The organism is Xanthomonas sp. 3075, assembly GCF_014197275.1.
Classification (GTDB): Bacteria; Pseudomonadota; Gammaproteobacteria; order Xanthomonadales; family Xanthomonadaceae; genus Xanthomonas; species Xanthomonas campestris_B.
The window spans coordinates 87,009-107,250 of record NZ_JACIFI010000009.1 but is presented as its reverse complement, the minus strand read 5'-3'; the positions used below and the strand labels follow the sequence as shown (position 1 = coordinate 107,250).

The following is a 20,242-nucleotide window of genomic DNA, read 5'->3' as shown; positions in this document are numbered from 1 at the left end:
CGAGTGCTTCAATGGCCCACGAACGCCTCGATATTGCTGACGAGGTTGTGGCGCGTGTAGGGCTTGCTGAGGAAGCTGGTGCGGGGCGGCAATCCCTTGGGTGAATAGCCCAGCCCGGAGGTCAGGATGGCGGGCACCATGTTGCCATCGGCGCGCAGGTAGGCGATCAGCCCATATCCATCCAGCAGTCCAGGCATCTGCAGGTCAGTGAATACGAGTGCGATCGTTGGATGATGATGAATGTGCTCAAGCGCTTCCTGCGCATCCCTGGCGGTGACGACGACGTAACCGCAGTCTGCGAGTAACAAGGTGGCGATCTCGAGGGTGTCGTGATTGTCCTCGACGACGAGAATCAGTTTTTCTTCGATGGAGCGCATAACGCAGGACTTCTAGGAGTACATGCATCACACTACGTTTTTGGTGCGAACAGCACGTGATCGATGTGCAGACTATGAACGGCACGCAGGATTTTCCCGACCATCGTTACCGTCAGGTCGTCGAACTCTCGCTGGATTCCATCAAGGAAATCTCGCTGGATGGACGCGTCAAATTCGTCAATGCGCATGGATTGACGCGCGTGGCGGGTGTGAATGCCGAGTCGGTCGTGGGCAAGCCGTGGGCATCGTTGTGGCCGGAGCGGTTCAGGTCCAGGGTGGAGCAGGCGCTGGCGGCGGCCGCGCAAGGCAAGTCGCAACAGTTCGAAGCCGAATGCATCAATGCCGAGGGACAACACCAGGTGTGGTTGGTATCGACCACGCCGCTACGCGATGCGCATGGTGAAGTTGAAGGTGTGCTGGCCGTCAACCGCGACATCACCGAACGTCGGCAATCGCAACAGGCCTTGCGCACGCTCAACCAGACGCTGAACCCGCGTGCGGAGCCGTTGCTCACGCAAGACGATCTGTACGACGTAGCGGGCGTTGCGCAGTCAGGCGTTGCCGGCACTGACTCACGCATTGCGATCGAGCTGGACATCGCACGCGCAGCGCAGCGTCTGGCCGAAACCGTCGCCGAGCGCGCGCAGGAGGGGGAAGCCGTCGGCCAATTGCTGGCAGGCGTCGTTCATGATCTGAACAATGTGCTGCAGACCGCCGCTGCCGCCATCGACGTGGTTCAGTCGCGCACCTCCATCCGCGAGGACGACAGAAAGATTCTGCAGATGGCGGAAGGTGCGTTACAGCAGGGATCGATCATGGCGCAGCGCCTGCTGGGCTTTGCGCGCCATCATCCTTACGCGCCCGAACGTGTGGATCTCAACGTTCTGGTCGCCCGTCTGATGCCGTTGCTGCAACAGGCTGCCGGCACTGCCGTGTCCGTCCACTGGAAGACGACGGCATCCAACAGCATGGTGCTGGTGGACCCGCACACGCTGGAACGCGCGCTGATGAATCTTGTGATCAATGCACGCGATGTCTGCGGCGAGCACGGCAAGATCGGTATCACGGTAGAAAACCGGACCCATCGCAACGTTGGCCGCGATACCCATCCACGCTGTGGCCATTACGTCACCATCGCGGTCAGGGATAACGGCAGCGGCATTGCGCCCGCCATTCGCGACCAGCTGTTCGATGCGTACTTCACCACCAAGCCGGAGGGCAAGGGCACCGGGCTGGGCTTGGCACAAGTGGATGGCGCCGTCCGGCAGGCCGACGGCTTTGTCGAAGTGGAATCGGAGCCCGGCCAGGGCGCCTGCTTTACCTTGGGATTTCCCGCGCTTTGAAACTCGATGCGGGCCGGTGGGTGCAGTCGCTGCCGGCCGTGTACCTGGGCGATACGGGGCAGACGCTGCGGCACCAGCTATTGATCGCTTTTCAGCAAGCCAGCCCGGTAAGTGTGCATGCTTGTATGCATTGCCGTGCGTAGTGCCGTGCAGCATGCCGGGTCCGGAAGTTGACATCGGTTCGCGCATAGCGATGCAGCGTGATGCCACTTTCGAAGGACACAGGATTCTCCGGTGAAAACAGCGCGGCAACCGGCGTGGTGTGCAGTCAATCGATACCGGCCAATCTGCCGGATCAGTGCAAGGCGCATAAATTCGACGCGCGCAGGATCGGCAGGGAGGCGTGTCCCGGTATATCACGCTGCGATACCGCTTGAACCTATGGCACTGCGAACCGCCGTGCTGCGCGTTGCGGTTCGCAGATGCGTCAAGACGCGGGCGCGTCACAACGATGCCGGCCTGTATGCCGGCAATGCAGGGCCATGCACGTGCACCGCGTTGTGCCTTGCCCGGTCGCAGCAGCGCGCGTTACCATTGTCGCTCGATCTCCGATGGCTCCCCGACTCCATGACACCACCCTGACCCAACGCATCACGCGCTCGCTGCTTTAGCGAAGGTCCAGGTGTTTTTCGTGTTCATGTACTCGTGCCGTGCGTTTTCCGGTACGCGGAGCGGTTTCCAATGTCCAAGTTTTATTCGTTGCGCCAGCAATGGCTCGGCAACGTGCGTGGCGATGTGCTCGCCGGCATCGTCGTCGCACTCGCGCTCATTCCCGAAGCAATCGCGTTCTCGATCATCGCCGGTGTCGATCCCAAGGTCGGTCTCTACGCGGCGTTCTGTATTGCCGTGGTGACGTCCATCGCCGGTGGCCGTCCCGGCATGATTTCCGCCGCGACCGGCGCCATGGCGCTATTGATGGTGGATCTGGTCAAGGACCATGGTCTGCAGTATCTGCTGGCAGCCACCATCCTGGCCGGCGTGCTGCAGGTCATCGCTGGTGCCTTGCGACTGGGTGCGTTGATGCGCTTTGTCTCACGTTCGGTGATTACCGGCTTCGTCAACGCGCTGGCGATCCTGATCTTTCTGGCGCAGTTGCCTGAGCTGATCGGCATGCCATGGCCGGTCTACGCCGTGTGCGCTGCGGCCCTGGCCATCATCTACCTGCTGCCACGGCTGACGAGCGCCATTCCCTCGCCATTGGTGGCCATCGTGGTGCTCACCGTGGTCTGCGTGTGCTGGGGCATCGACATACGCACGGTGGGCGATATGGGCCATCTTCCCGATAGTCTGCCGACGTTCTTGCTGCCGGATGTACCGCTGAGTTGGGAAACGCTGCAGATTCTGTTGCCGGTCTCCACCACCTTGGCGGTGGTGGGGTTGCTGGAATCGCTGATGACCGCGCAGATCGTTGAGGACATGACCGATACACCATCGCAACGTAATCGCGAGTGTGCCGGCCAGGGGCTGGCGAACATCGTCGCTGGCTGCTTCGGCGGCATGGCGGGCTGCGCGATGATCGGCCAATCGGTGATCAACGTGACCTCCGGCGGACGCGGGCGGTTGTCGTGCATGGTCGCCGGGGTGGTGTTGTTGCTGATGGTGGTCTATGGCGCCACCTGGGTGAGCCAGATTCCGATGGCGGCGCTGGTGGCGGTGATGATCATGGTCAGCATCGGGACGTTCAGCTGGGGCTCGTTGCGCGATGTACGCCACCATCCCAAGAGCTCGTCGGTGGTGATGATCGGCACCGTGGTGGTGACGGTGTGGACGCATGATCTGGCCAGGGGCGTGCTTGCCGGCGTGCTGCTGTCGGCGCTGTTCTTCGCACGCAAGGTCGGGCGCATGTTGGATGTGCAGGAGGTCGATCGCCAGGATGGTGTGCGTGTGTATGCGGTCCGTGGCCAGGTGTTCTTCGCATCGGCTGGACAATTCGCCACCAGTTTCGATTTTCTGAATCCGCCCACGCAGGTGCTGATCGACCTGACGCACGCCCATTTCTGGGATATCAGTGCGGTGGCTGCGCTGGATCGGGTGGTGCTCAAGTTGAGGGCGCATGGTGCCGAGGTCGAGGTCATCGGCTTGAACGCGGCCAGCGAAACGCTGGTCGATCGGCTCGGCATGCATCGTCGCGAAGGAGCGCGCCTGTCGGCCGGTCATTGACCGTAGCGCGCAGCGCGCACGATGCGCTGACGCCATGCAGAACCGTGCGACGTCGTGCCGCTGCCAGTGACGGCAGCGGCCAGCCCGGCGCAGGCGCCGCTTCCAGGCGCGTGCGACCTGGAGGACAATGGGGCATGTCTAGTTCACATTCCTCCCGCAGCACGCTGCGCGCAGCGCTAGCATCGGAGCGGTGGCGGCGGCGGATCACCCTGTGGGGCGGCGCGGTGGCGGTTGCGCTGGTGTCCATCCTGTTCGCCAAGGCCAGCGATGCTGCGTTTTCCTTGTTCCAGCGCATCATCGGCCATTCGCTGTGGTGGGCGTTGTTGCTGACCCCGGGCATCTTCGCGTTGCTGGCGTGGTTGACCAGCGGGGTGCTGCGGCCCACGCGCGGCAGCGGTATCCCGCAGGTGATCGCCGCATTGGAGACGCCCGACGACGCCGCATTCCGCAGCACGAATCTGTCGCTGCGCGTATCGGCCGGCAAGTTGCTGCTGACCACGTTGTCGCTGCTGGGCGGCGCTTCGGTCGGGCGTGAGGGTCCCACCGTGCACGTGGGCGCGAGCGTGATGTACACCTTCGGCCGCTGGCTGGGGTTTCGCGATCCGCGCGAGCTCTCGCACTTTCTGCTGGCCGGCGGCGCAGCCGGCATCGCAGCGGCCTTCAACACGCCGCTGGCCGGCATCGTGTTCGCGATCGAAGAGCTGAGCGGGCGCTTCGAACATCGCTTCTCCGGCACGCTGTTGACGGCCGTGATCGTGGGCGGCGTGGTGTCGTTGGGCATCCTGGGCAATTACGTCTACTTCGGAAGGGTGGCCACGTTTCTGCCGCTCGGTCAGGGCTGGTTGGCGATCCTGTTGTGCGGCAGCGTCGCCGGGTTGCTGGGTGGGTTATTCGCGCGTCTGGTGCTGCTCAGCGTGTCCGGCCGCCCGCGTTGGCTGGGAGCGCTGCGCCGGGACCATCCGGTGCTACTGGCCGCCGGCTGCGGGTTGCTGGTGGTGTCGCTTGCGGCGGTGTTCGGCACTGGCGCCTTCGGAACCGGCTACGAGCAGGCGCGCGGCCTGGTACAGGGGCACGCGACCGTGGGCCATGAGTTCGGCTTGATGAAGCTGCTTGCCAACCTGGCGTCCTATGTCGCGGGAATTCCCGGCGGCCTGTTCTCGCCCGCGCTAGCGGTGGGCGCAGGACTGGGGCACAACCTGTCGGTGTTGATGCCTGGCGTGGACCCGGCCGCATTCGTGGTGCTCGGCATGTGTGCCTACCTCACCGGCGTCACCCAGGCGCCATTGACCTCGGCGGTCATCTCGCTGGAGCTGACCGACACCAGCGGCATGCTGCTGCCGATCCTGGCCACCGTACTGCTGGCACGCGGTGTCTCCGGTCTGGTCTGTCATGTGCCGATCTATCGGGGCCTGGCCGAACAGTTGACCACCGGGCCCGCGCCGCCGCCCGCCGAAACGCGTCCGGCCGCGCCACCCGCCGCCTGACCAGATCCTCGGGCCGGGCAGCAGGCCGCGTTTCGCAGCGCATGCACCGACGCCAACCGATCGGGTGCGGCAGAGGTGAGCCGCAGCAGGCACGTGCGAAGATAGGCAATCAGTGTTGCCTCCTCCGACCGGCGGCTTGGGTATCAGCGCATTGGCGGGTATGGCTGCAGTTTCTGGGGTTGTCCCCTTTTGGAATACATCGGATACGCCGAACATGCTGTTGATGCTCGATAACTACGACAGTTTCACCTACAACCTCGTGCAGTACCTGCAGGCCTTGGGCGCCGAGGTCACGGTGGTGCGCAACGATGCGATGAGCGTCGACCAGATCGCCGCGCTCAAGCCCGAGCGCATCGTGATCTCGCCTGGCCCCTGCACGCCGAACGAAGCGGGTATCTCGCTGCAGCTGATCGAGCAGTTGGGCCAGACCACGCCGATCCTCGGTGTGTGCCTGGGCCATCAGAGCATTGGTCAGGTCTATGGCGGCGATGTGATCCGCGCCGGCAACATCATGCATGGCAAGACCTCGCCGATCCGCCATCAAGGCAAGGGCGTGTTCGCCGGCCTGCCGGACAGTTACGAGGCCACCCGCTATCACTCGCTGGTGGTGGACAAGACCACCTTGCCGGACGCGCTGGAAGTCACTGCCTGGACCGAGAACCCGGATGGTTCGGTGGAAGAGATCATGGGCCTGCGCCACCGTCAGTTTCCGGTCGAAGGCGTGCAGTTCCACCCCGAGTCGATCCTGACCCAGCACGGGCACGCCTTGCTGAAGAACTTCCTGGAGCGTTGAGCGTGCTGCACGCCGTGCTGGTCGCACGTGTCGCGGCGTCGCTGGATGTCGCCGCCGCATCGGCTGGGTGCGATCGCAGCGTCAGCGATTACCTGTGCTGCGCCTTGCCTGCGTCAACCCCCGGATCACGATGAACATGCCCAACGACAGCGTCCATTTCTACGAACCGGCGCAAGGCCACGGACTGCCGCACGACCCATTCAATGCCATCGTCGGCCCACGGCCGATCGGCTGGATCGGCTCGCGTTCGGCCGACGGCATCGCCAATCTGGCGCCTTACAGCTTCTTCAATGCCTTCAACTACGTGCCGCCGATCGTGGGCTTTGCCAGCATCGGCCGCAAGGACAGTCTGCGCAACATCGAAGCCACCGGCGCGTTCACCTGGAACCTGGCAACGCGTCCGTTGGCCGAGGCAATGAATGCCAGTGCGGCGATGGTGCCGTCGGAGGTCGACGAGTTCGCCCTGGCTGGTTTGCAGATGGCGCCGTCGCGGTTGATCGATGCCCCGCGCGTTGCGGCCAGCCCGGTCAGTTTCGAATGCCGGCTCAGCCAGCTGTTGCCGCTGCAGACCGCAGACGGGCAGGCCATCGAAACCTGGCTGGTGCTGGGCGAAGTGGTGGGCGTGCATCTGGCGCACGCGGCATTGCAGGACGGCATTTACGACCCGTCTGCCGTGCAGACCATCCTGCGCGCAGGCGGTCCGGCAGACTATTTTGAAGTGCAGGCACAGGCGCGCTTCCAGATGCGGCGTCCGGGGCAGTGAGCGTTGTAGATGCCGTCGCATTGCCCTGTGGATGTGCACGCGCGCACCGCTCAGGCTGAGCGCTCCGCATTGCAGCCCCCTTTTTTTCTTCGCATTACCACGGTTGCCCCCATGCCCATGACTCCGCAAGAAGCCCTGCAGCGCACCATCGAACACCGCGAAATCTTCCATGACGAAATGGTGGAGTTGATGCGGCAGATCATGCGTGGCGAGGTGTCCGACATGATGGTCGCCGCCATCCTCACCGGGCTGCGGGTCAAGAAGGAAACCATCGGCGAGATTGCCGGCGCGGCAACGGTGATGCGTGAATTCTCGCGGCGCGTGGAGGTGACCGACCATCGTCACATGGTGGACATCGTCGGCACCGGCGGTGATGGCTCGCACACCTTCAATATCTCCACCTGCGCGATGTTCGTGGCCGCCGCCGGCGGCGCCAAGGTCGCCAAGCACGGCAACCGCAGCGTCTCGTCCAAGTCCGGCAGTGCCGACGCGCTGGAAGCGCTGGGCGCGGCGATCGAACTGCAGCCAGCGCAGGTCGCCGCCTCGCTGGCGCAGACCGGGATCGGCTTCATGTACGCCCCGGTGCATCACCCGGCCATGAAAGTGGTGGCGCCGGTGCGCCGCGAAATGGGCGTGCGCACCATCTTCAATATCCTCGGTCCGCTGACCAATCCGGCCGGCTCGCCCAATATCCTGATGGGCGTCTTCCACCCCGATCTGGTCGGCATCCAGGCGCGCGTGCTGCACGAGCTGGGCGCCGAGCGCGCGCTGGTGGTGTGGGGGCGCGATGGCATGGACGAACTCTCGCTCGGTGCCGGCACCCTGGTCGGCGAATTGCGCGATGGCCAGGTGCGCGAATACGAAGTGCATCCGGAAGATTTCGGCATCGCCATGTCGGCCAGTCGCAACCTCAAGGTGGCCGATGCCGCCGAGTCGCGCGCGATGCTGCTGCAGGTGCTGGACAACGTGCCCGGCCCGGCGCTGGACATCGTTGCGCTCAACGCCGGCGCTGCCCTTTACGTGGCCGGCGTGTCCGACAGCATCGCCGACGGCGTCGCGCGCGCGCGCGCGGTGCTGGCCGACGGCTCGGCACGCGCCAGATTGGATGCGTATGTCGCGTGTACGCGGGAGTTGGCGGGTCTGGATGGCGCCGAGCGCAGCTGCGTCTGAGCGGGCCATCTGGTGTGATCGCCCGCGCGCGGCGCGGACGTCGGGGGGGCGGCGACGCGCGATGCGCTGGCTCAACGCGGGTGCCGCGTTGCCCGCGTTCAGCCGCCCGCGCACCCCTTCCGCCTCGGCGGAGATGGTCGGCGCATGGATGGAGCGCTAAGCTGCTGTCCGCAGCGTCTGCCGCACGCGATGACAAGGAGTTTGCGTGGCCAACCGATCCTATCTCTACAGCCTCAGCAACCGGCCAACGGCGTACGACGATCGACCGGAAATGATTTGCGGCCTGTCGGAGTGGCCGTATGACGTGCCGTTCGTATACCGGCTGCTGATGTCGGCCGATCCCCAGCTGTGCGCATCGCTGGTCTCGGACGGTCTGGGCGATGATGACGAAGCGCCGGGCGACGATGACGATGGACACAGCGATGGCGCGCATGCACAGGCTGGCCGGAAGACGCGCCTTTATGCAATCAGCAGCACGTTCGACCCAGGCATGGAACGGTTCCGTCGCTTTGTCGAGATCGTAAAAATTCTCGTCGCAACCGCTGCACCTGCAATGCCCACACCCGCACCTGCACCCGCACCTGCACCTGTGTCTTTCACCGGGCGGCTCAAGCGCATGTTCTCGGCTGCACCGTCCTCCGCTGAACTGGCTGCGCAACCGCCCGGCCCGGCGCCTGCGGCGGTCGAACATCTGCCGAGCTGGCTGGACGAATCGCTGATCTTTCTGGAAGAGCGCAGCGATGATTTCCTGCTGCTGGAAACAGTCGAGCTCGACCTCATGTCGGAGGGCGAGGAGCAGGGACTGCGCGACTGCGTCGAGGCAGAGATCGACAGATGCCGCGCTGTCGGTGCCGCGTTCGCCGCCTTGCCGGCCGACATGCACGACGCTGCGCAGCTCGTGCGCCGCGCTGCGGCGCAACTGCACGCGCCGCCGCTGGATGCGTTCTACGGCTTGCGCTTCGACGACGACTGCGACAGTACCCGGACAGGCGCCACCAAGCACCCGTTGGGCCTGATGAACTGGTCCGAAGACCTGTACTTCGAGGTGATGGACCGCGAGGACTTCGAGGAACGCCGGGCGAACGGTTGAGGTCGGATGCGGTGGCCTTGGCGCCTGGCCGCAACGCCGCAGCAGCGGTCACGGATGGGTTGCCCGACGACTGCGCGCATCGCTCAGTCAATCGACGGCCGAGGCGATCGATGCACGTTGGCCGTCATCATCGGCGACACGGCAAGGCGGCGCTGGTACACATCTGCAACGACGACTGCGTATCGCTCCATGGCGCGCTGCCTTTCCCAGGGCAACCGGCGGTTACCTGGTCCGCTGGATCCGTCTGCTGGATCCTGGATCCTTACCCCGGTCGTCACCGTCTTGGTCGATAATGTCCGCTCATCAGGACACAAACCGCATGAGCGACATCCTCAATACCATCCTTGCCCGCAAGGCCGACGAAGTCGCCGAGCGCAGCGCCCGCGTGCCGCTGGCCGAGCTGATCGCGCGCACTGCCGATCTGCCGCTCACCCGCGGTTTTGCCGCGGCCATGCAGGCCAGCATCGCGGCCGGTGACCCGGCGGTGATCGCCGAAGTGAAGAAGGCCAGCCCGTCCAAGGGTGTGATCCGTCCGGATTTCCATCCGGCCGATATCGCGGTCAGCTACGAATTCGGTGGCGCCAGTTGCCTGTCGGTGCTGACCGACGTGGATTTCTTCCAGGGGTCCGACGCGTATCTGCGGCAGGCGCGCGACGCCTGCACGCTGCCGGTGCTGCGCAAGGATTTCACCGTCGACCCGTACCAGGTCTACGAAGCGCGCGTGCTCGGCGCCGACTGCATCCTGCTGATCGTCTCGGCGCTGGAGGACGCGCAGCTGGCCGATCTGTCCGGCCTGGCCATGCAGATCGGCCTGGATGTGCTGGTGGAAGTGCACGACATCGACGAGCTCGAGCGCGCGGTGCAGGTGCCGGTGCCGATGATCGGCATCAACAACCGCAACCTGCGCACCTTCGAAGTGTCGCTGCAGACGACACTGGACATGCGGGCCGCCGTGCCGCGCGACCGTGTGCTGGTCACCGAGAGCGGCATCGTCACCCCGGCCGATGTGCAGTTGATGCGCGGACACGGTGTGAACGCGTTTCTGGTGGGCGAGACCTTCATGCGTGCACCCGAACCCGGCGAGTCGCTGCGTCAGCTATTCTTCGCGCATGACTGAGTCGTATCCGGCACCGCGCGACGATGCGCCGCTGGTGGTCTTCGATTTCGACCACACGCTTTACGACGGCGATTCCGGTAGCCATCTGTTCGCCTGGTTGATCAAACGCAACCCGTTGCGCCTGCTGGTCGCGCTGCTGGCGTCGCCGCTGCTCGGGCCGATGGTGGCGATGCTGCCGACCCGTCGTCGCGGTGTGTCCGGCTATGTCTGGATCGCCACCTTCGGCCTGCACCGCGCGCGCGAGTTCAACCGCTTCATCGATGCGTACGTGCTCAAGCACGAGGCGCAGATCCGGCAGCGGTTGTTGCCGCACGCATTGAAGGTGTTCACCGAGCACCGCGCGGCAGGAGATCGTGTCGTGGTTGCCACCGGTGCGCCGCCGGAGCTGGCGCGCGCCATTCTCGGCTTCGTGGCACATCAGGACGTGCCGGTGATCGGCAGCCTGGTGGGCCCACGCCTGGGGGCGGTCACCGCGCGCCGTCACTGCCACAACGAAGAGAAGATGCGCATGTTGCGCGAGCGCGGCTACGCCGACATCGCCATCGCGTATTCGGACAGCACCGCCGACCTGCCGCTATTGAAGGCGGCGCGCGCGCCGGTGGTGGTCAATCCCAAGGCCAATCGCGAAGCGTTGTTCCGCCAGGTGCTGCCTGCCGGAACGCCGATCCTCAACTGGGGGTGTCGCGATCGGGGTGGCAAGGCGTTGTAGCGCCTGTTTCCAGGCTGCGGCCGCTGCAAGCACCGCTTTCTTTTGGCTTTGTCCGTGCGATCGCAGTGCGATTGCGCGATTCGGCGCTGATCGAACTCACGCTTCCGCGTGCGCAGATGTCGTGGCTGCGGCCGGTCAAGCCTCCGGCGAGACGCAGCACGCGCCTTGCAATCGCTCGCCAGCACGCCCCGGCTGCATCGATCGCATGCCTTGTTGCATGCGGCGTCAGCAGCGGTTGGTGCGAGAGCCACACCAACCGCAACGGCTAGCGCTTAGCGGGTGCCGTACAGCACGACTGTCTTGCCGCGTGCATGCAGCAGGCCGTCGGCTTGCAGCTTCTTGAGCACGCGCCCGGCCATTTCGCGCGAGCAACCGACCAGGCGTGCCAACTCCTGCCGCGAGACGCGCAGCTGGGTGCCCTGCGGGTGGCTCATCGCTTCCGGCTCCTTGGACAGATCGTGCAGCGTGCGCACGATGCGGTCGGTCACGTCCAGGAACGCCAGGCGGCTGGCTTTCCTTGTGGTGTCGAGCAGCCGCTTGGAGAGCTGAACGCCGATCGCATACAGGATGCGGGGCGCGTCCGGCGACAGGCTGGTCTGAAACAGCTGCTGCAGCCGCTCGTAGCTGATCTCGGCCAACTCGCACTGGGTGCGGGTGCGCAAGATCACCTCGCGGGTATCGGATTCGATGAACAACCCCATCTCGCCGACGAACTCGCCGCTACCGAAGTAGCCCAGCACCAACTCACGATCGTCATCTTCCTCGGCAATGATGCTCACCGAGCCACTGATCACGTAATAGAGGGTGCCAGCCGGGTCTCCTGGCCGGAACACATCGGTCCGGGTCGGATAGCGTCTGCGATGGCTGTGCGCCAGGAAGCGTTCAATCGTGCCCGCGTCCAGCGCCAGCAAAGGGGTAGCGTTACGTACCGTCGTAGTCACAACCGTCGTGTTTCCTGGGCTCATGGTAGTTCCGCGTGTAGTTCCTGAAGCTTAACGGCATGAGTCATGCAAGGTAAACCATTCTGAACGTTGGCATTTCGTTGCTGGGATCTTTGGCTCATAATTGTTTCCTTTCCCGCCTTCCATAAGGACAGACCGACGTGGTCAAGCCGTTGCCTCGCCTGAGGCTACAGGGGTTCAATAACCTCACCAAGGCGTTGAGCTTCAACATCTACGACGTCTGTTACGCGCGCACCGAAGAGGAGCGTCAGCGCTACATCGAATACATCGATGAGCAATACGACGCTGATCGTCTGACGCAGATCCTGACCGATGTGGCCGAGATCATTGGCGCCAACATCCTCAATATCGCACGTCAGGACTACGATCCGCAGGGGGCGTCGGTAACGATCCTCATTTCGGAAGAGCCCGTCATCGATAAGAAGCAGGCCGGCAAGGAGTTGATCTCCGATGCCGTGGTTGCTCATATGGACAAGAGTCATATCACTGTCCATACATATCCGGAAACGCACCCGCAGGAAGGCATCGCCACGTTCCGCGCCGACATCGACGTCGCCACGTGCGGCGTGATCTCGCCGCTGAAGGCGCTGAACTATCTGATCGAGACTCTGGAATCAGACATCGTGATCATGGACTACCGTGTCCGTGGCTTTACCCGCGATGTGAAGGGCAAGAAGCACTACATCGACCACAAGATCAACTCGATCCAGCACTTCCTCGCCAAGAACGTGAAGTCGCGCTACGAGATGATCGATGTCAACGTCTATCAGGAAAATATCTTCCACACCAAGATGCACCTGAAGGACTTCGACCTGGATCAGTACCTGTTCGAAGAGCGCGCCAAGAACCTTTCGTTCAAGGAGCGCATGAAGATCGAAACGTTGCTCAAGCGCGAGATCGAAGAGCTGTTTCACGGGCGCAACCTGAGCGAATAAGCGCAGGGACCAGCTGTTGCGCGCCTGTGTGCAGGCGCGCGAAAGAATCAAGGCGGGACGGCCCGCCACGCGATGACCTCGCGTTCCACAGCCGACGGCGGCCCAGTGTGCAAACACTGGGTCGCTTTTTTTTTGTCCTTTTTTTGTTGAGGAGTACTGCAATGCCCTGGATCTATCTGCTACTGGCCGGCCTGTTCGAGATCGGCTTTGCCATGGGACTGAAATACAGCGACGGCTTCACCCGCCTGTGGCCGACCGTGCTGACGATCGGCCTGGCGGGCATCAGCCTGTGGTTTCTGACCCAGGCCCTGAAGACCATCCCGGTGGGCACTGGGTACGCGATCTGGACCGGAATCGGCGCGCTGGGCGTCACCATCGCCGGCATTGCGCTGTTCGGCGACAGTGCGTCGTGGTCGCGGCTGGCCTGCATCGGCTTGATCGTTGCCGGTGTGATTGGATTGAAGCTGGTCGGATAGTTGTGGTCGTGGTCGTGGTCAGTCCCGCTGCGTGGGCCCGCCCCCCAAAGTTTGCTGCGCAAACCTTGGGCCCCACGCGTGGTCAATCCCACTGCGTGGGCCTGCCCCCCCCCAAAGTTTGCTGCGCAAACCTTGGGCCCCACTCCGTAGCTCCCTATCCCCGCGCCTTCGGCGCGCCCCCTTAACAAAGGGGGCTCTGCTCCAGTTGGGTGTTGCGAGTGCAAGGCCTGGTTTGCTTGGGCGCCGTCAGCCGCCATTCCCCATTCCCCATTCCCGGCCGGCTACAGCCGGTAGGCGATGGTCTTCATCAGCTTGGACGCCAGGGCCATGGCGGTGGGGATGGGGGGGGGCAGGATCCGGGCGCCGGCTTGTTCGGCGTGGTCGGCGTGGCGTGCTTCGTCGATCTTCATCACGCGCAGGATGGCGCGGCTGCGTTGGTCGATCTCCGGCAGGGTCTCCAGGTGCTCGTCCAGATGGGCTTCGACCTGGCGCTCGGTCTCGACCACGAAGCCCAGGCTCCAGTCGTCGCCGCGCAGCCCGGCCAGGGCACCGAGTGCGTAACTGCCGGCATACCAGACCGGGTTGAGCAGGCTGGGGCGGCTGTCCAGTTCGTGCAGGCGATCCGCGCACCAGGCCAGGTGGTCGGTTTCTTCCTGCGCGGCTTCCAGCAGGTGATGCTGGGTCTGCGCGTCGCGGGCGACGGCGGCCTGGCCGAAATACAGGCCTTGCGCACAGACTTCGCCGACATGGTTGATGCGCATCAAGCCGGCGGCATGGCGGCGTTGCTCCGGGTCCAGCGCCACGTCGGGAGTGTCGGCGGCTGGATTGGGCCGTTCTGCCGGCGGATTGCCGAATACCGTGTCCAGCGCGCGCTGGGCTTCGACCAGCAGCCGGTCGAGCGGGCTGTGCAGTCGGGAAGGGGTGGTATGGGTCATGCCCCGATTCTGGCCTCCGGCCGACCTGCTGCCAACCGCCGATCCGAGCCTGACGGTGCAACTTGCGTCGCAGGAGGGTGTCCCGTACAATCCCGCCTCTTCTGTTTCGCCTTCACAACGCGTGGCAAAGTTCCAGCGGTCATTGCCGCTGCAATCCGCCCGACCACTCAAGAGTTTTCTCATGACTACGTTCACCGCCAAGTCCGAGACCGTCCAGCGCGACTGGTATCTCGTTGACGCCGCCGGCAAGACGCTCGGCCGTCTGTCCACCGAACTGGCTCGCCGTCTGCGCGGCAAGCACAAACCGGTCTATACCCCTCACGTCGATACTGGCGATTACCTCGTGGTGATCAATGCCGAGAAGATCGTGGTCACGGGTAACAAGCTGAAAGACAAGAAGTATCACCGCTTCACCGGCTACATCGGTAACTTGAAGACCGAGAGCCTGGAGCAGGCGCTGCAGCGCCACCCGGAGCGCGTGATCGAAATCGCCGTCAAGGGCATGCTGCCGAAGGGCCCCCTGGGCCGCACCATGTACCGCAAGCTCAAGGTCTATTCGGGTGCCGAGCATCCGCACGCCGCCCAGCAGCCGCAAGTTCTGGATATCTAATCATGGCTATCACGCAAAACTACGGCACTGGCCGCCGCAAGTCCTCCACCGCTCGCGTGTTCCTGCGCAAGGGTACCGGCAAGATCACCGTCAACGACCGTCCGCTGGACGAGTTCTTTGGCCGTGAGACGGCACGCATGATCGTGCGTCAGCCGCTGGAACTCACCAAGAACACCGAGAGCTTCGACATCCTGGTCACCGCCTCCGGCGGCGGCACCACCGGCCAGGCCGGTGCGATCCGCCTGGGCATCGCCCGCGCGCTGGTCGAGTACGACGAAACCCTGAAGTCCGAGCTGCGCAAGGCTGGCTTCATGACCCGCGACGCCCGCGAAGTCGAGCGTAAGAAGGTCGGTCTGCACAAGGCCCGTCGCGCGACCCAGTTCTCCAAGCGCTGATCCATAGCGTTTGTTGCGTCCCGGTTCGCCGGGGCGCCTGCGACAAAAGCCCGGTCATGCCGGGCTTTTGTCGTTTTGGGATCTGCAAATGTGTTGCCTGCGATGCTGGTTCGGAGGCGGGGTTTTCGCCGGGCTTGGCAGCGTTGCAGGCGGCAGATGGGTATCTCGTCGACCGCGTGCGATGGCGATGCTTGGCTTGTGCAGCTGTCCAATCACTGAGGTCATTGGCGACGGATGGCGCCCGTAGGTGCGTTATGCATCCGGGGGCATCTTGCTGCAGCCGCGTTCGTGGGTTCACGCGTTGAGTGGTGGGCAGTGTCAGCAGCGATTCCCGGTTGGCCTTGGGCGGGGATGTTTGCCTCCATCCTTCTTGGCTGGGGGCGGCTGGCAAACGGTCGGGCAACAAAAAAGGCCCGATCGTGAGATCGGACCTTTCGTGTTTGGCTGCCCCGGATGGATTCGAACCACCGATGCCTGAGTCAGAGTCAGGTGCCTTACCGCTTGGCGACGGGGCAATAAAACGGATTGATCCAAGATTATCGCATGCCGGTGAGGGCGTGAATACCTTGGTGGCTATGGGTGGACTCGAACCACCGACCCCAGCATTATGAGTGCTGTGCTCTAACCGGCTGAGCTACATAGCCTAGGGAGCCGGCAATTCTCACGATGCGCCAAGGTGTTGTCAAGTATTTCGTTTTCAGCTTGTGACCCGGGCGTCGCCGTGGCAGAGTCGGTGACAGTAGATTTTCAGGAGTCCGCATCGTGATCGATCCGGACGGCTTCCGGCCAAACGTTGGCATCGTGCTGATGCGGCAGGACGGTCAGGTGTTCTGGGCACGACGTGTGCGCAGGGACGGCTGGCAGTTCCCGCAAGGCGGCATGAACACCGACGAGACCCCCGTTGAAGCCATGTACCGCGAGTTGCGCGAAGAAACTGGGTTGTTGCCCGAGCATGTTCAATTGCTCGGCGCCACGCCTGGATGGTTGCGCTATCGGCTGCCCAGCCGGGCGGTGCGCCGCAACGAACGCCAGGTCTGCATCGGCCAGAAGCAGGTGTGGTTCCTGCTGCAGTTCACCGGCGACGAATCCCATCTCAAGCTCGACCAGACCGACACGCCGGAGTTCGACCATTGGCGCTGGGTGGATTTCTGGTATCCGGTCGAACATGTGGTGATGTTCAAGCGCGGCGTCTACGCGCGTGCACTGCGCCATCTGGCGCCGTTGGCGCAGAATCTGGCCGGGCCTGCCGCTGTCGGGGTGATGCCGGAGCGTGCGCTGGAGGCCTGGTTGCCGGGCAGTAGCGCGGCCGGGCACGACAGTCCGCGCAAGCGGCCACGCAAGCGCAGCGGGCCGCGCGCCACCTGGATTAATAATGATTAACGTTTGGAATTGACACCTATTCTCGTTTGCGGTGGAATCAGCACCGGTCCTCTCCGGATCGCCAGCGCCCGACCGATACCGTGTACGTCTGCATCTGTAATGGGGTCACCGACCACCAGATCCGCGAAGCGGCCGAAAACGGCTGCGCCAGCCTGGCCGAGCTCACCATGCGCACCGGCTGCGGGTCCAATTGTGGTTCATGTCTTGAGATGGCCGCCGACCTGCTGAGCCAGGCGCACGCCACGCGCGCGCTACCGTTGCCTCTGCTGGGGTTCGCCAGCGCTGCCTGAGGTCCGAGTGGCCTGTCCTGCGCTCTGGGCGATGCCCGGCGCGCTCATGCAGCGGCCGACTACGCGTCCCGCAACTGATCACGATTCGCGTTCCTTCATGCGCCGCGCCAACGCGTTAAAGTGCGGCCGGCTCACTGTCTCGGAGACATCGCATGAAGGGCGATACCAAGGTCATCGAGTACCTCAACAAGGTGCTCTACAACGAACTCACTGCGATCAACCAGTATTTCCTGCATGCCAAGATGCTGAAGAACTGGGGCCTGAAGGAACTGGCCGAGCATGAGTACAAGGAATCCATCGACGAGATGAAGCATGCGGACAAGCTGTCCGACCGCATCCTGTTTCTCGAAGGGCTTCCCAATTTCCAGGCGCTGGGCAAGCTGCGCATCGGCGAGAACCCCACCGAAATGTTTCGCTGCGATCTGGCGCTGGAGCGCGAGGCGGTCGCGGTGTTGCGCGAAGCGGTGGCGTATGCGGAAACCGTCAACGACTACGTGAGCCGCCAGCTGCTGGTGGACATCCTGGAGTCGGAAGAAGAGCACATCGACTGGCTGGAAACCCAGCTGGATCTGGTGGCGCGCATTGGCGAGCCCAATTATCTGCTGACCAAGCTGGATGATTGAGCGCGGCTGATGCCAGAGAGGGCCCGCAGATGGCGTGGCTCTGCTCGGCGTTGATGACACGCGCGCCGAGGTTTTGATTGGGTGCGTGTGTCGGGTACGCGCCGCGTCGCTCGTCCCCTGTCCGCAATCCCTCTCCTGCAGCAAGAGGGGCATGTTCGTGCCGCCCGATCATCTGTTGTAGGCCGAATGCGCGCTGTGCAGGCAGAACGTGTGTGAGGCACGCGACGCCTTGCGTCATTCGTTGAACTTGGCGAGAGAGACACAGGCAGCGCTTCGGCGCCGGGTCAGGGCGCGATGCGCTCAGTTCATCAATTTCTTCCGGGGTGACGGCTCAGCCGGCCGCGCGGCTGGCGGCGCGCAGGCGGGCGACCTGGCCCAGCAAGGCCAGGCGGGCGCGGGCGTATTCGGCGATGACCAGCGCCACCATCACCGAGGGGCGTTCGATGGTGCCGGTGCGTGCGGCCAGTTCGATCCGTCGCGCTGCGTTGGAAAGCGCCTGGGCGCCGACGTTGGCACTGGAGGACTTGAGCGTGTGCGCCAGATCGCGCAGCTGCATGCTGTCGCGGTTGGTGGCCGCAGTTTCCAGCTGTTCGATGATGCCCGGGGCATCCTCCAGGAACAGTTGCAGGATGGTGATGGTGTCGGTGCCCGCCACGTCGTAGAGCTCGTCGATGACGCTGTTGTCCAGGATCGGCAGTGCGCGTGCCTGCTGGACCGTGCTGCTGGCGTTCTCGGGTGCAAGCGGCGCGGCGCTGGTCGGTCCGGGCGATTGCGGCTGGCGCGGCAGCCAGCGCTGCAGGCAGGCGTCGAGTTGTTCGCGTGCGACCGGTTTGGACAGGTAATCGTCCATGCCGGCAGCCAGGCAGCGTTCGCGGTCGCCGGCCATGGCGTTGGCGGTCATCGCCACGATCGGGATCGGGCGGCCGCCGCTTTCGGTTTCCATCGCACGCCAGCGGCGGGTGGCGGCATAGCCGTCGAGCACCGGCATCTGGCAATCCATGAACACCATGTCGTAGCGGGTGGATTCCATGCTGCTCAGCGCGGCTTCGCCGTCGGTGGCGGTGTCGGCCTCGAAGCCCAGCACGGCCAGCAGCTTCTGCGCGACCAGCAGATTCACCGGGTTGTCCTCGACCAGCAGGATGCGCGCCTCGCGGGAATTGGTCGGTGGTGCGGGCGGCGGCTCGGGAATCATCGCCGAGGCCAGCATGGGCGCCACGGCGGGCTTGGGATCGGGCGGCAGCACCAGCGTGCGCAGGGTATCGTCCGGGCTCTGGCGCGGCGCCATGCTGGCGTTGTCCTGCAACTCGGACGGCACCGGCTCTTCGCCGTAGAGCCAGATCAGCCGCGCGCTGACGAGATCCTCCGGGCGCGCCAGTGCGCGATGCACGGCGCGCGCGCTGTAGCGCAGGGTGTCGTAGTCGGCGATGACGCAGCCAAAGCCCTCGGTGTCGCTGTGGCGGCGCAGGCGTTCCAGCGCCTCCTGGGTGGTTTCCATCAGCACGTGCGACAGGCCCCAGCTGTCGAGCAGATGTTTGAGGCGTTGCGACAGGCGTGCATCGGAACTGATCACCATCACCCGTTCGGCATCGCCACCGGTGTTCTGCTGCAGGTCGCCGATCACCTTGAGCAACGGAATTTCGAACCAGAACGTGGCACCGCGTCCGGGTTCGGACTCCACTCCGATGCGTCCGCCCATCAGGTCGATGATGCGCTTGCAGATTGCCAGTCCCAGCCCGGTGCCACCGTACAGGCGCGTGGTGGAGGCATCGGCCTGGGCGAAGGAACGGAACAGACGCACCTGCTGCTCCGGCGCGATGCCGATGCCGGTATCGCGCACCTGGAAGCGCAACAGATGCTGGGCGCGTGTTTCGCCCAGGCGCCGCAGCTGGACGTCCACGCTGCCGCGTTCGGTGAACTTGATCGCGTTGCCGATCAGGTTGCCAAGCACCTGCCGCAGGCGGACCGGGTCGCCGCGCACCAGCAGGCGCACCGACGGCTCGATGTCCAGGCTCAGCCGCAGTTGGCGACCTTCGGCGGTGCGCTGCAACAGCTGCACGACGCCGTCGAGCAGTTCGCGCAGGTTGAAGGTGGTGGTCTCCAGTTCCAGCTTGTTGGCTTCGAGCTTGGAGTAATCGAGGATGTCGTCGACGATACGCAGCAGTTGCAGTGAGCTACTGGTTGCGGTCTGCAGCATGTCGCGCTGATCCAGGCTGAGTTGACCGCTGGAGATCAGCTCCAGCATCGGAATGATGCCGTTGAGCGGAGTGCGGATTTCGTGGCTCATGGTGGCGAGGAATTCGCCCTTGGCCAGGGTGGCGGCTTCGGCGGCCTGTTTGGCGCGCAGCAGCTGCTGTTCGAGTTCGCCATGGCGTTGCAATTCCTGCTGCAGCCGCGCGTGGGTGGCTTCGGCGTCGTCCAGGCGCTGCGACAGGGCCAGTTGCGCACGCGCATCGCGGTCGCTGGCGATGGCGGCACACACGCCGAACACCCCCGCGAGTGCCGCCGCGCTGGCGGCAACGACGAGCCAGGGGCCGGGAATTGCGCTCCACCACTGCAGGCCTGCGGCCAGCGTTGCGGCCATGGCCGCCAGGGGAGCCAGTGTGCTCCAGGCGCGAAGGCCTCCTGCCCGC

General features: G+C 64.3%; 20 protein-coding genes and 2 tRNA genes. 16 read left to right on the top strand and 6 right to left on the bottom strand.

All coding sequences use genetic code 11. The annotated features are described in order from the left end of the window. Positions 1-8: 8 nt before the first annotated feature. Positions 9-377, bottom strand: coding sequence for a response regulator (locus GGR62_RS10480; RefSeq protein ID WP_184407839.1), 369 nt, complete (start codon positions 375-377; stop codon positions 9-11). A gap of 74 nt (positions 378-451) precedes the next feature. Here GGR62_RS10480 and GGR62_RS10475 point away from each other — a divergent pair, with 74 nt between their 5' ends. From GGR62_RS10475 to GGR62_RS10435, 9 genes are all read left to right on the top strand, one after another. Continuing rightward, the gene (locus tag GGR62_RS10475) at positions 452-1,720 is read left to right on the top strand and encodes a PAS domain-containing sensor histidine kinase (RefSeq protein WP_184407838.1); all 1,269 of its coding nucleotides are present in this window, start codon (positions 452-454) and stop codon (positions 1,718-1,720) included. A 681-nt stretch (positions 1,721-2,401) separates the two neighbouring features. Beyond that, positions 2,402-3,880 (top strand): SulP family inorganic anion transporter, encoded by a 1,479-nt coding sequence (locus GGR62_RS10470; protein ID WP_221229133.1) that lies wholly within the window; start codon positions 2,402-2,404, stop codon positions 3,878-3,880. Between the two features lie 134 nt (positions 3,881-4,014). After that, complete coding sequence (locus GGR62_RS10465) at positions 4,015-5,364, top strand: chloride channel protein (RefSeq protein WP_184407837.1); 1,350 nt, start codon at positions 4,015-4,017, stop codon at positions 5,362-5,364. 214 nt (positions 5,365-5,578) lie between these two features. After that, on the top strand, positions 5,579-6,157 hold the full coding sequence (locus tag GGR62_RS10460; RefSeq protein ID WP_184407836.1) for an aminodeoxychorismate/anthranilate synthase component II: 579 nt from the start codon (positions 5,579-5,581) through the stop codon (positions 6,155-6,157). A 130-nt stretch (positions 6,158-6,287) separates the two neighbouring features. Beyond that, the gene (locus tag GGR62_RS10455) at positions 6,288-6,920 is read left to right on the top strand and encodes a flavin reductase family protein (RefSeq protein WP_184407835.1); all 633 of its coding nucleotides are present in this window, start codon (positions 6,288-6,290) and stop codon (positions 6,918-6,920) included. 111 nt (positions 6,921-7,031) lie between these two features. Then, on the top strand, positions 7,032-8,090 hold the full coding sequence (trpD, locus tag GGR62_RS10450; protein WP_184407834.1) for an anthranilate phosphoribosyltransferase: 1,059 nt from the start codon (positions 7,032-7,034) through the stop codon (positions 8,088-8,090). 205 nt (positions 8,091-8,295) lie between these two features. Next, the gene (locus GGR62_RS10445; RefSeq protein ID WP_184407833.1) at positions 8,296-9,180 is read left to right on the top strand and encodes a hypothetical protein; all 885 of its coding nucleotides are present in this window, start codon (positions 8,296-8,298) and stop codon (positions 9,178-9,180) included. Between the two features lie 319 nt (positions 9,181-9,499). Continuing rightward, on the top strand, positions 9,500-10,297 hold the full coding sequence (trpC, locus tag GGR62_RS10440) for an indole-3-glycerol phosphate synthase TrpC (RefSeq protein ID WP_184407832.1): 798 nt from the start codon (positions 9,500-9,502) through the stop codon (positions 10,295-10,297). Next, a complete protein-coding gene (locus tag GGR62_RS10435) occupies positions 10,290-11,006 on the top strand; it encodes a haloacid dehalogenase-like hydrolase (RefSeq protein ID WP_184407831.1) in 717 nt (238 codons plus the stop codon). The genes trpC and GGR62_RS10435 overlap by 8 nt, the downstream gene beginning before the upstream one ends. Before the next feature lie 272 nt (positions 11,007-11,278). On the opposite strand, the gene crp is transcribed toward GGR62_RS10435, so the two are convergent. Further along, positions 11,279-11,971 carry a cAMP-activated global transcriptional regulator CRP gene (crp, locus tag GGR62_RS10430; RefSeq protein WP_184407830.1) on the bottom strand — a complete coding sequence of 231 codons (693 nt, stop codon included), beginning with the start codon at positions 11,969-11,971 and terminating at the stop codon, positions 11,279-11,281. A 137-nt stretch (positions 11,972-12,108) separates the two neighbouring features. Here crp and speD point away from each other — a divergent pair, with 137 nt between their 5' ends. Both speD and GGR62_RS10420 read left to right on the top strand, forming a co-directional pair. Further along, positions 12,109-12,903, top strand: coding sequence for an adenosylmethionine decarboxylase (gene speD / locus GGR62_RS10425; RefSeq protein WP_010368069.1), 795 nt, complete (start codon positions 12,109-12,111; stop codon positions 12,901-12,903). A 161-nt stretch (positions 12,904-13,064) separates the two neighbouring features. Beyond that, positions 13,065-13,379, top strand: a complete 315-nt coding sequence (locus GGR62_RS10420; protein WP_003483069.1) for a multidrug efflux SMR transporter — start codon at positions 13,065-13,067, stop codon at positions 13,377-13,379. 281 nt (positions 13,380-13,660) lie between these two features. Here the strand turns inward: GGR62_RS10420 and coq7 are convergent, their stop codons facing one another. Beyond that, complete coding sequence (gene coq7 / locus GGR62_RS10415; protein ID WP_184407829.1) at positions 13,661-14,314, bottom strand: 2-polyprenyl-3-methyl-6-methoxy-1,4-benzoquinone monooxygenase; 654 nt, start codon at positions 14,312-14,314, stop codon at positions 13,661-13,663. A 181-nt stretch (positions 14,315-14,495) separates the two neighbouring features. Between coq7 and rplM the strand changes: the two genes are divergently transcribed. Further along, on the top strand, positions 14,496-14,924 hold the full coding sequence (gene rplM / locus GGR62_RS10410) for a 50S ribosomal protein L13 (protein ID WP_003483082.1): 429 nt from the start codon (positions 14,496-14,498) through the stop codon (positions 14,922-14,924). 2 nt (positions 14,925-14,926) lie between these two features. Then, complete coding sequence (gene rpsI / locus GGR62_RS10405) at positions 14,927-15,319, top strand: 30S ribosomal protein S9 (protein ID WP_005990700.1); 393 nt, start codon at positions 14,927-14,929, stop codon at positions 15,317-15,319. Positions 15,320-15,760: 441 nt separating this feature from the next. Here the strand turns inward: rpsI and GGR62_RS10400 are convergent. Both GGR62_RS10400 and GGR62_RS10395 read right to left on the bottom strand, forming a co-directional pair. Beyond that, positions 15,761-15,834, bottom strand: a tRNA-Gln gene (locus GGR62_RS10400). A gap of 52 nt (positions 15,835-15,886) precedes the next feature. Then, positions 15,887-15,963: transfer RNA gene (locus GGR62_RS10395), tRNA-Met, on the bottom strand. 118 nt (positions 15,964-16,081) lie between these two features. Between GGR62_RS10395 and GGR62_RS10390 the strand changes: the two genes are divergently transcribed. The 3 genes from GGR62_RS10390 (at position 16,082) to bfr (ending at position 17,612) form a co-directional block, all read left to right on the top strand. Continuing rightward, positions 16,082-16,699 (top strand): RNA pyrophosphohydrolase, encoded by a 618-nt coding sequence (locus GGR62_RS10390; protein WP_184407828.1) that lies wholly within the window; start codon positions 16,082-16,084, stop codon positions 16,697-16,699. A gap of 80 nt (positions 16,700-16,779) precedes the next feature. Next, positions 16,780-16,989 (top strand): bacterioferritin-associated ferredoxin, encoded by a 210-nt coding sequence (locus GGR62_RS10385; RefSeq protein ID WP_184407827.1) that lies wholly within the window; start codon positions 16,780-16,782, stop codon positions 16,987-16,989. Between the two features lie 152 nt (positions 16,990-17,141). Then, positions 17,142-17,612, top strand: a complete 471-nt coding sequence (bfr, locus tag GGR62_RS10380; protein ID WP_005990707.1) for a bacterioferritin — start codon at positions 17,142-17,144, stop codon at positions 17,610-17,612. A 331-nt stretch (positions 17,613-17,943) separates the two neighbouring features. Here the strand turns inward: bfr and GGR62_RS10375 are convergent, their stop codons facing one another. Further along, positions 17,944-20,211 carry an ATP-binding protein gene (locus GGR62_RS10375; protein WP_184407913.1) on the bottom strand — a complete coding sequence of 756 codons (2,268 nt, stop codon included), beginning with the start codon at positions 20,209-20,211 and terminating at the stop codon, positions 17,944-17,946. Positions 20,212-20,242: the final 31 nt, after the last annotated feature.

Bases quoted from the DNA above. Each gene is read 5' to 3' on its own strand.
- GGR62_RS10435 (WP_184407831.1), top strand. From the start codon at position 10,290: ATGACTGAGTCGTATCCGGCACCGCGCGACGATGCGCCGCTGGTGGTC.
- GGR62_RS10465 (WP_184407837.1), top strand. From the start codon at position 4,015: ATGTCTAGTTCACATTCCTCCCGCAGCACGCTGCGCGCAGCGCTAGCA.
- GGR62_RS10420 (WP_003483069.1), top strand. From the start codon at position 13,065: ATGCCCTGGATCTATCTGCTACTGGCCGGCCTGTTCGAGATCGGCTTT.
- crp (WP_184407830.1), bottom strand. From the start codon at position 11,971: ATGAGCCCAGGAAACACGACGGTTGTGACTACGACGGTACGTAACGCT.
- rplM (WP_003483082.1), top strand. From the start codon at position 14,496: ATGACTACGTTCACCGCCAAGTCCGAGACCGTCCAGCGCGACTGGTAT.
- GGR62_RS10475 (WP_184407838.1), top strand. From the start codon at position 452: ATGAACGGCACGCAGGATTTTCCCGACCATCGTTACCGTCAGGTCGTC.
- GGR62_RS10460 (WP_184407836.1), top strand. From the start codon at position 5,579: ATGCTGTTGATGCTCGATAACTACGACAGTTTCACCTACAACCTCGTG.
- rpsI (WP_005990700.1), top strand. From the start codon at position 14,927: ATGGCTATCACGCAAAACTACGGCACTGGCCGCCGCAAGTCCTCCACC.
- coq7 (WP_184407829.1), bottom strand. From the start codon at position 14,314: ATGACCCATACCACCCCTTCCCGACTGCACAGCCCGCTCGACCGGCTG.
- bfr (WP_005990707.1), top strand. From the start codon at position 17,142: ATGAAGGGCGATACCAAGGTCATCGAGTACCTCAACAAGGTGCTCTAC.
- GGR62_RS10455 (WP_184407835.1), top strand. From the start codon at position 6,288: ATGAACATGCCCAACGACAGCGTCCATTTCTACGAACCGGCGCAAGGC.
- trpC (WP_184407832.1), top strand. From the start codon at position 9,500: ATGAGCGACATCCTCAATACCATCCTTGCCCGCAAGGCCGACGAAGTC.
- GGR62_RS10470 (WP_221229133.1), top strand. From the start codon at position 2,402: ATGTCCAAGTTTTATTCGTTGCGCCAGCAATGGCTCGGCAACGTGCGT.
- trpD (WP_184407834.1), top strand. From the start codon at position 7,032: ATGCCCATGACTCCGCAAGAAGCCCTGCAGCGCACCATCGAACACCGC.
- GGR62_RS10480 (WP_184407839.1), bottom strand. From the start codon at position 377: ATGCGCTCCATCGAAGAAAAACTGATTCTCGTCGTCGAGGACAATCAC.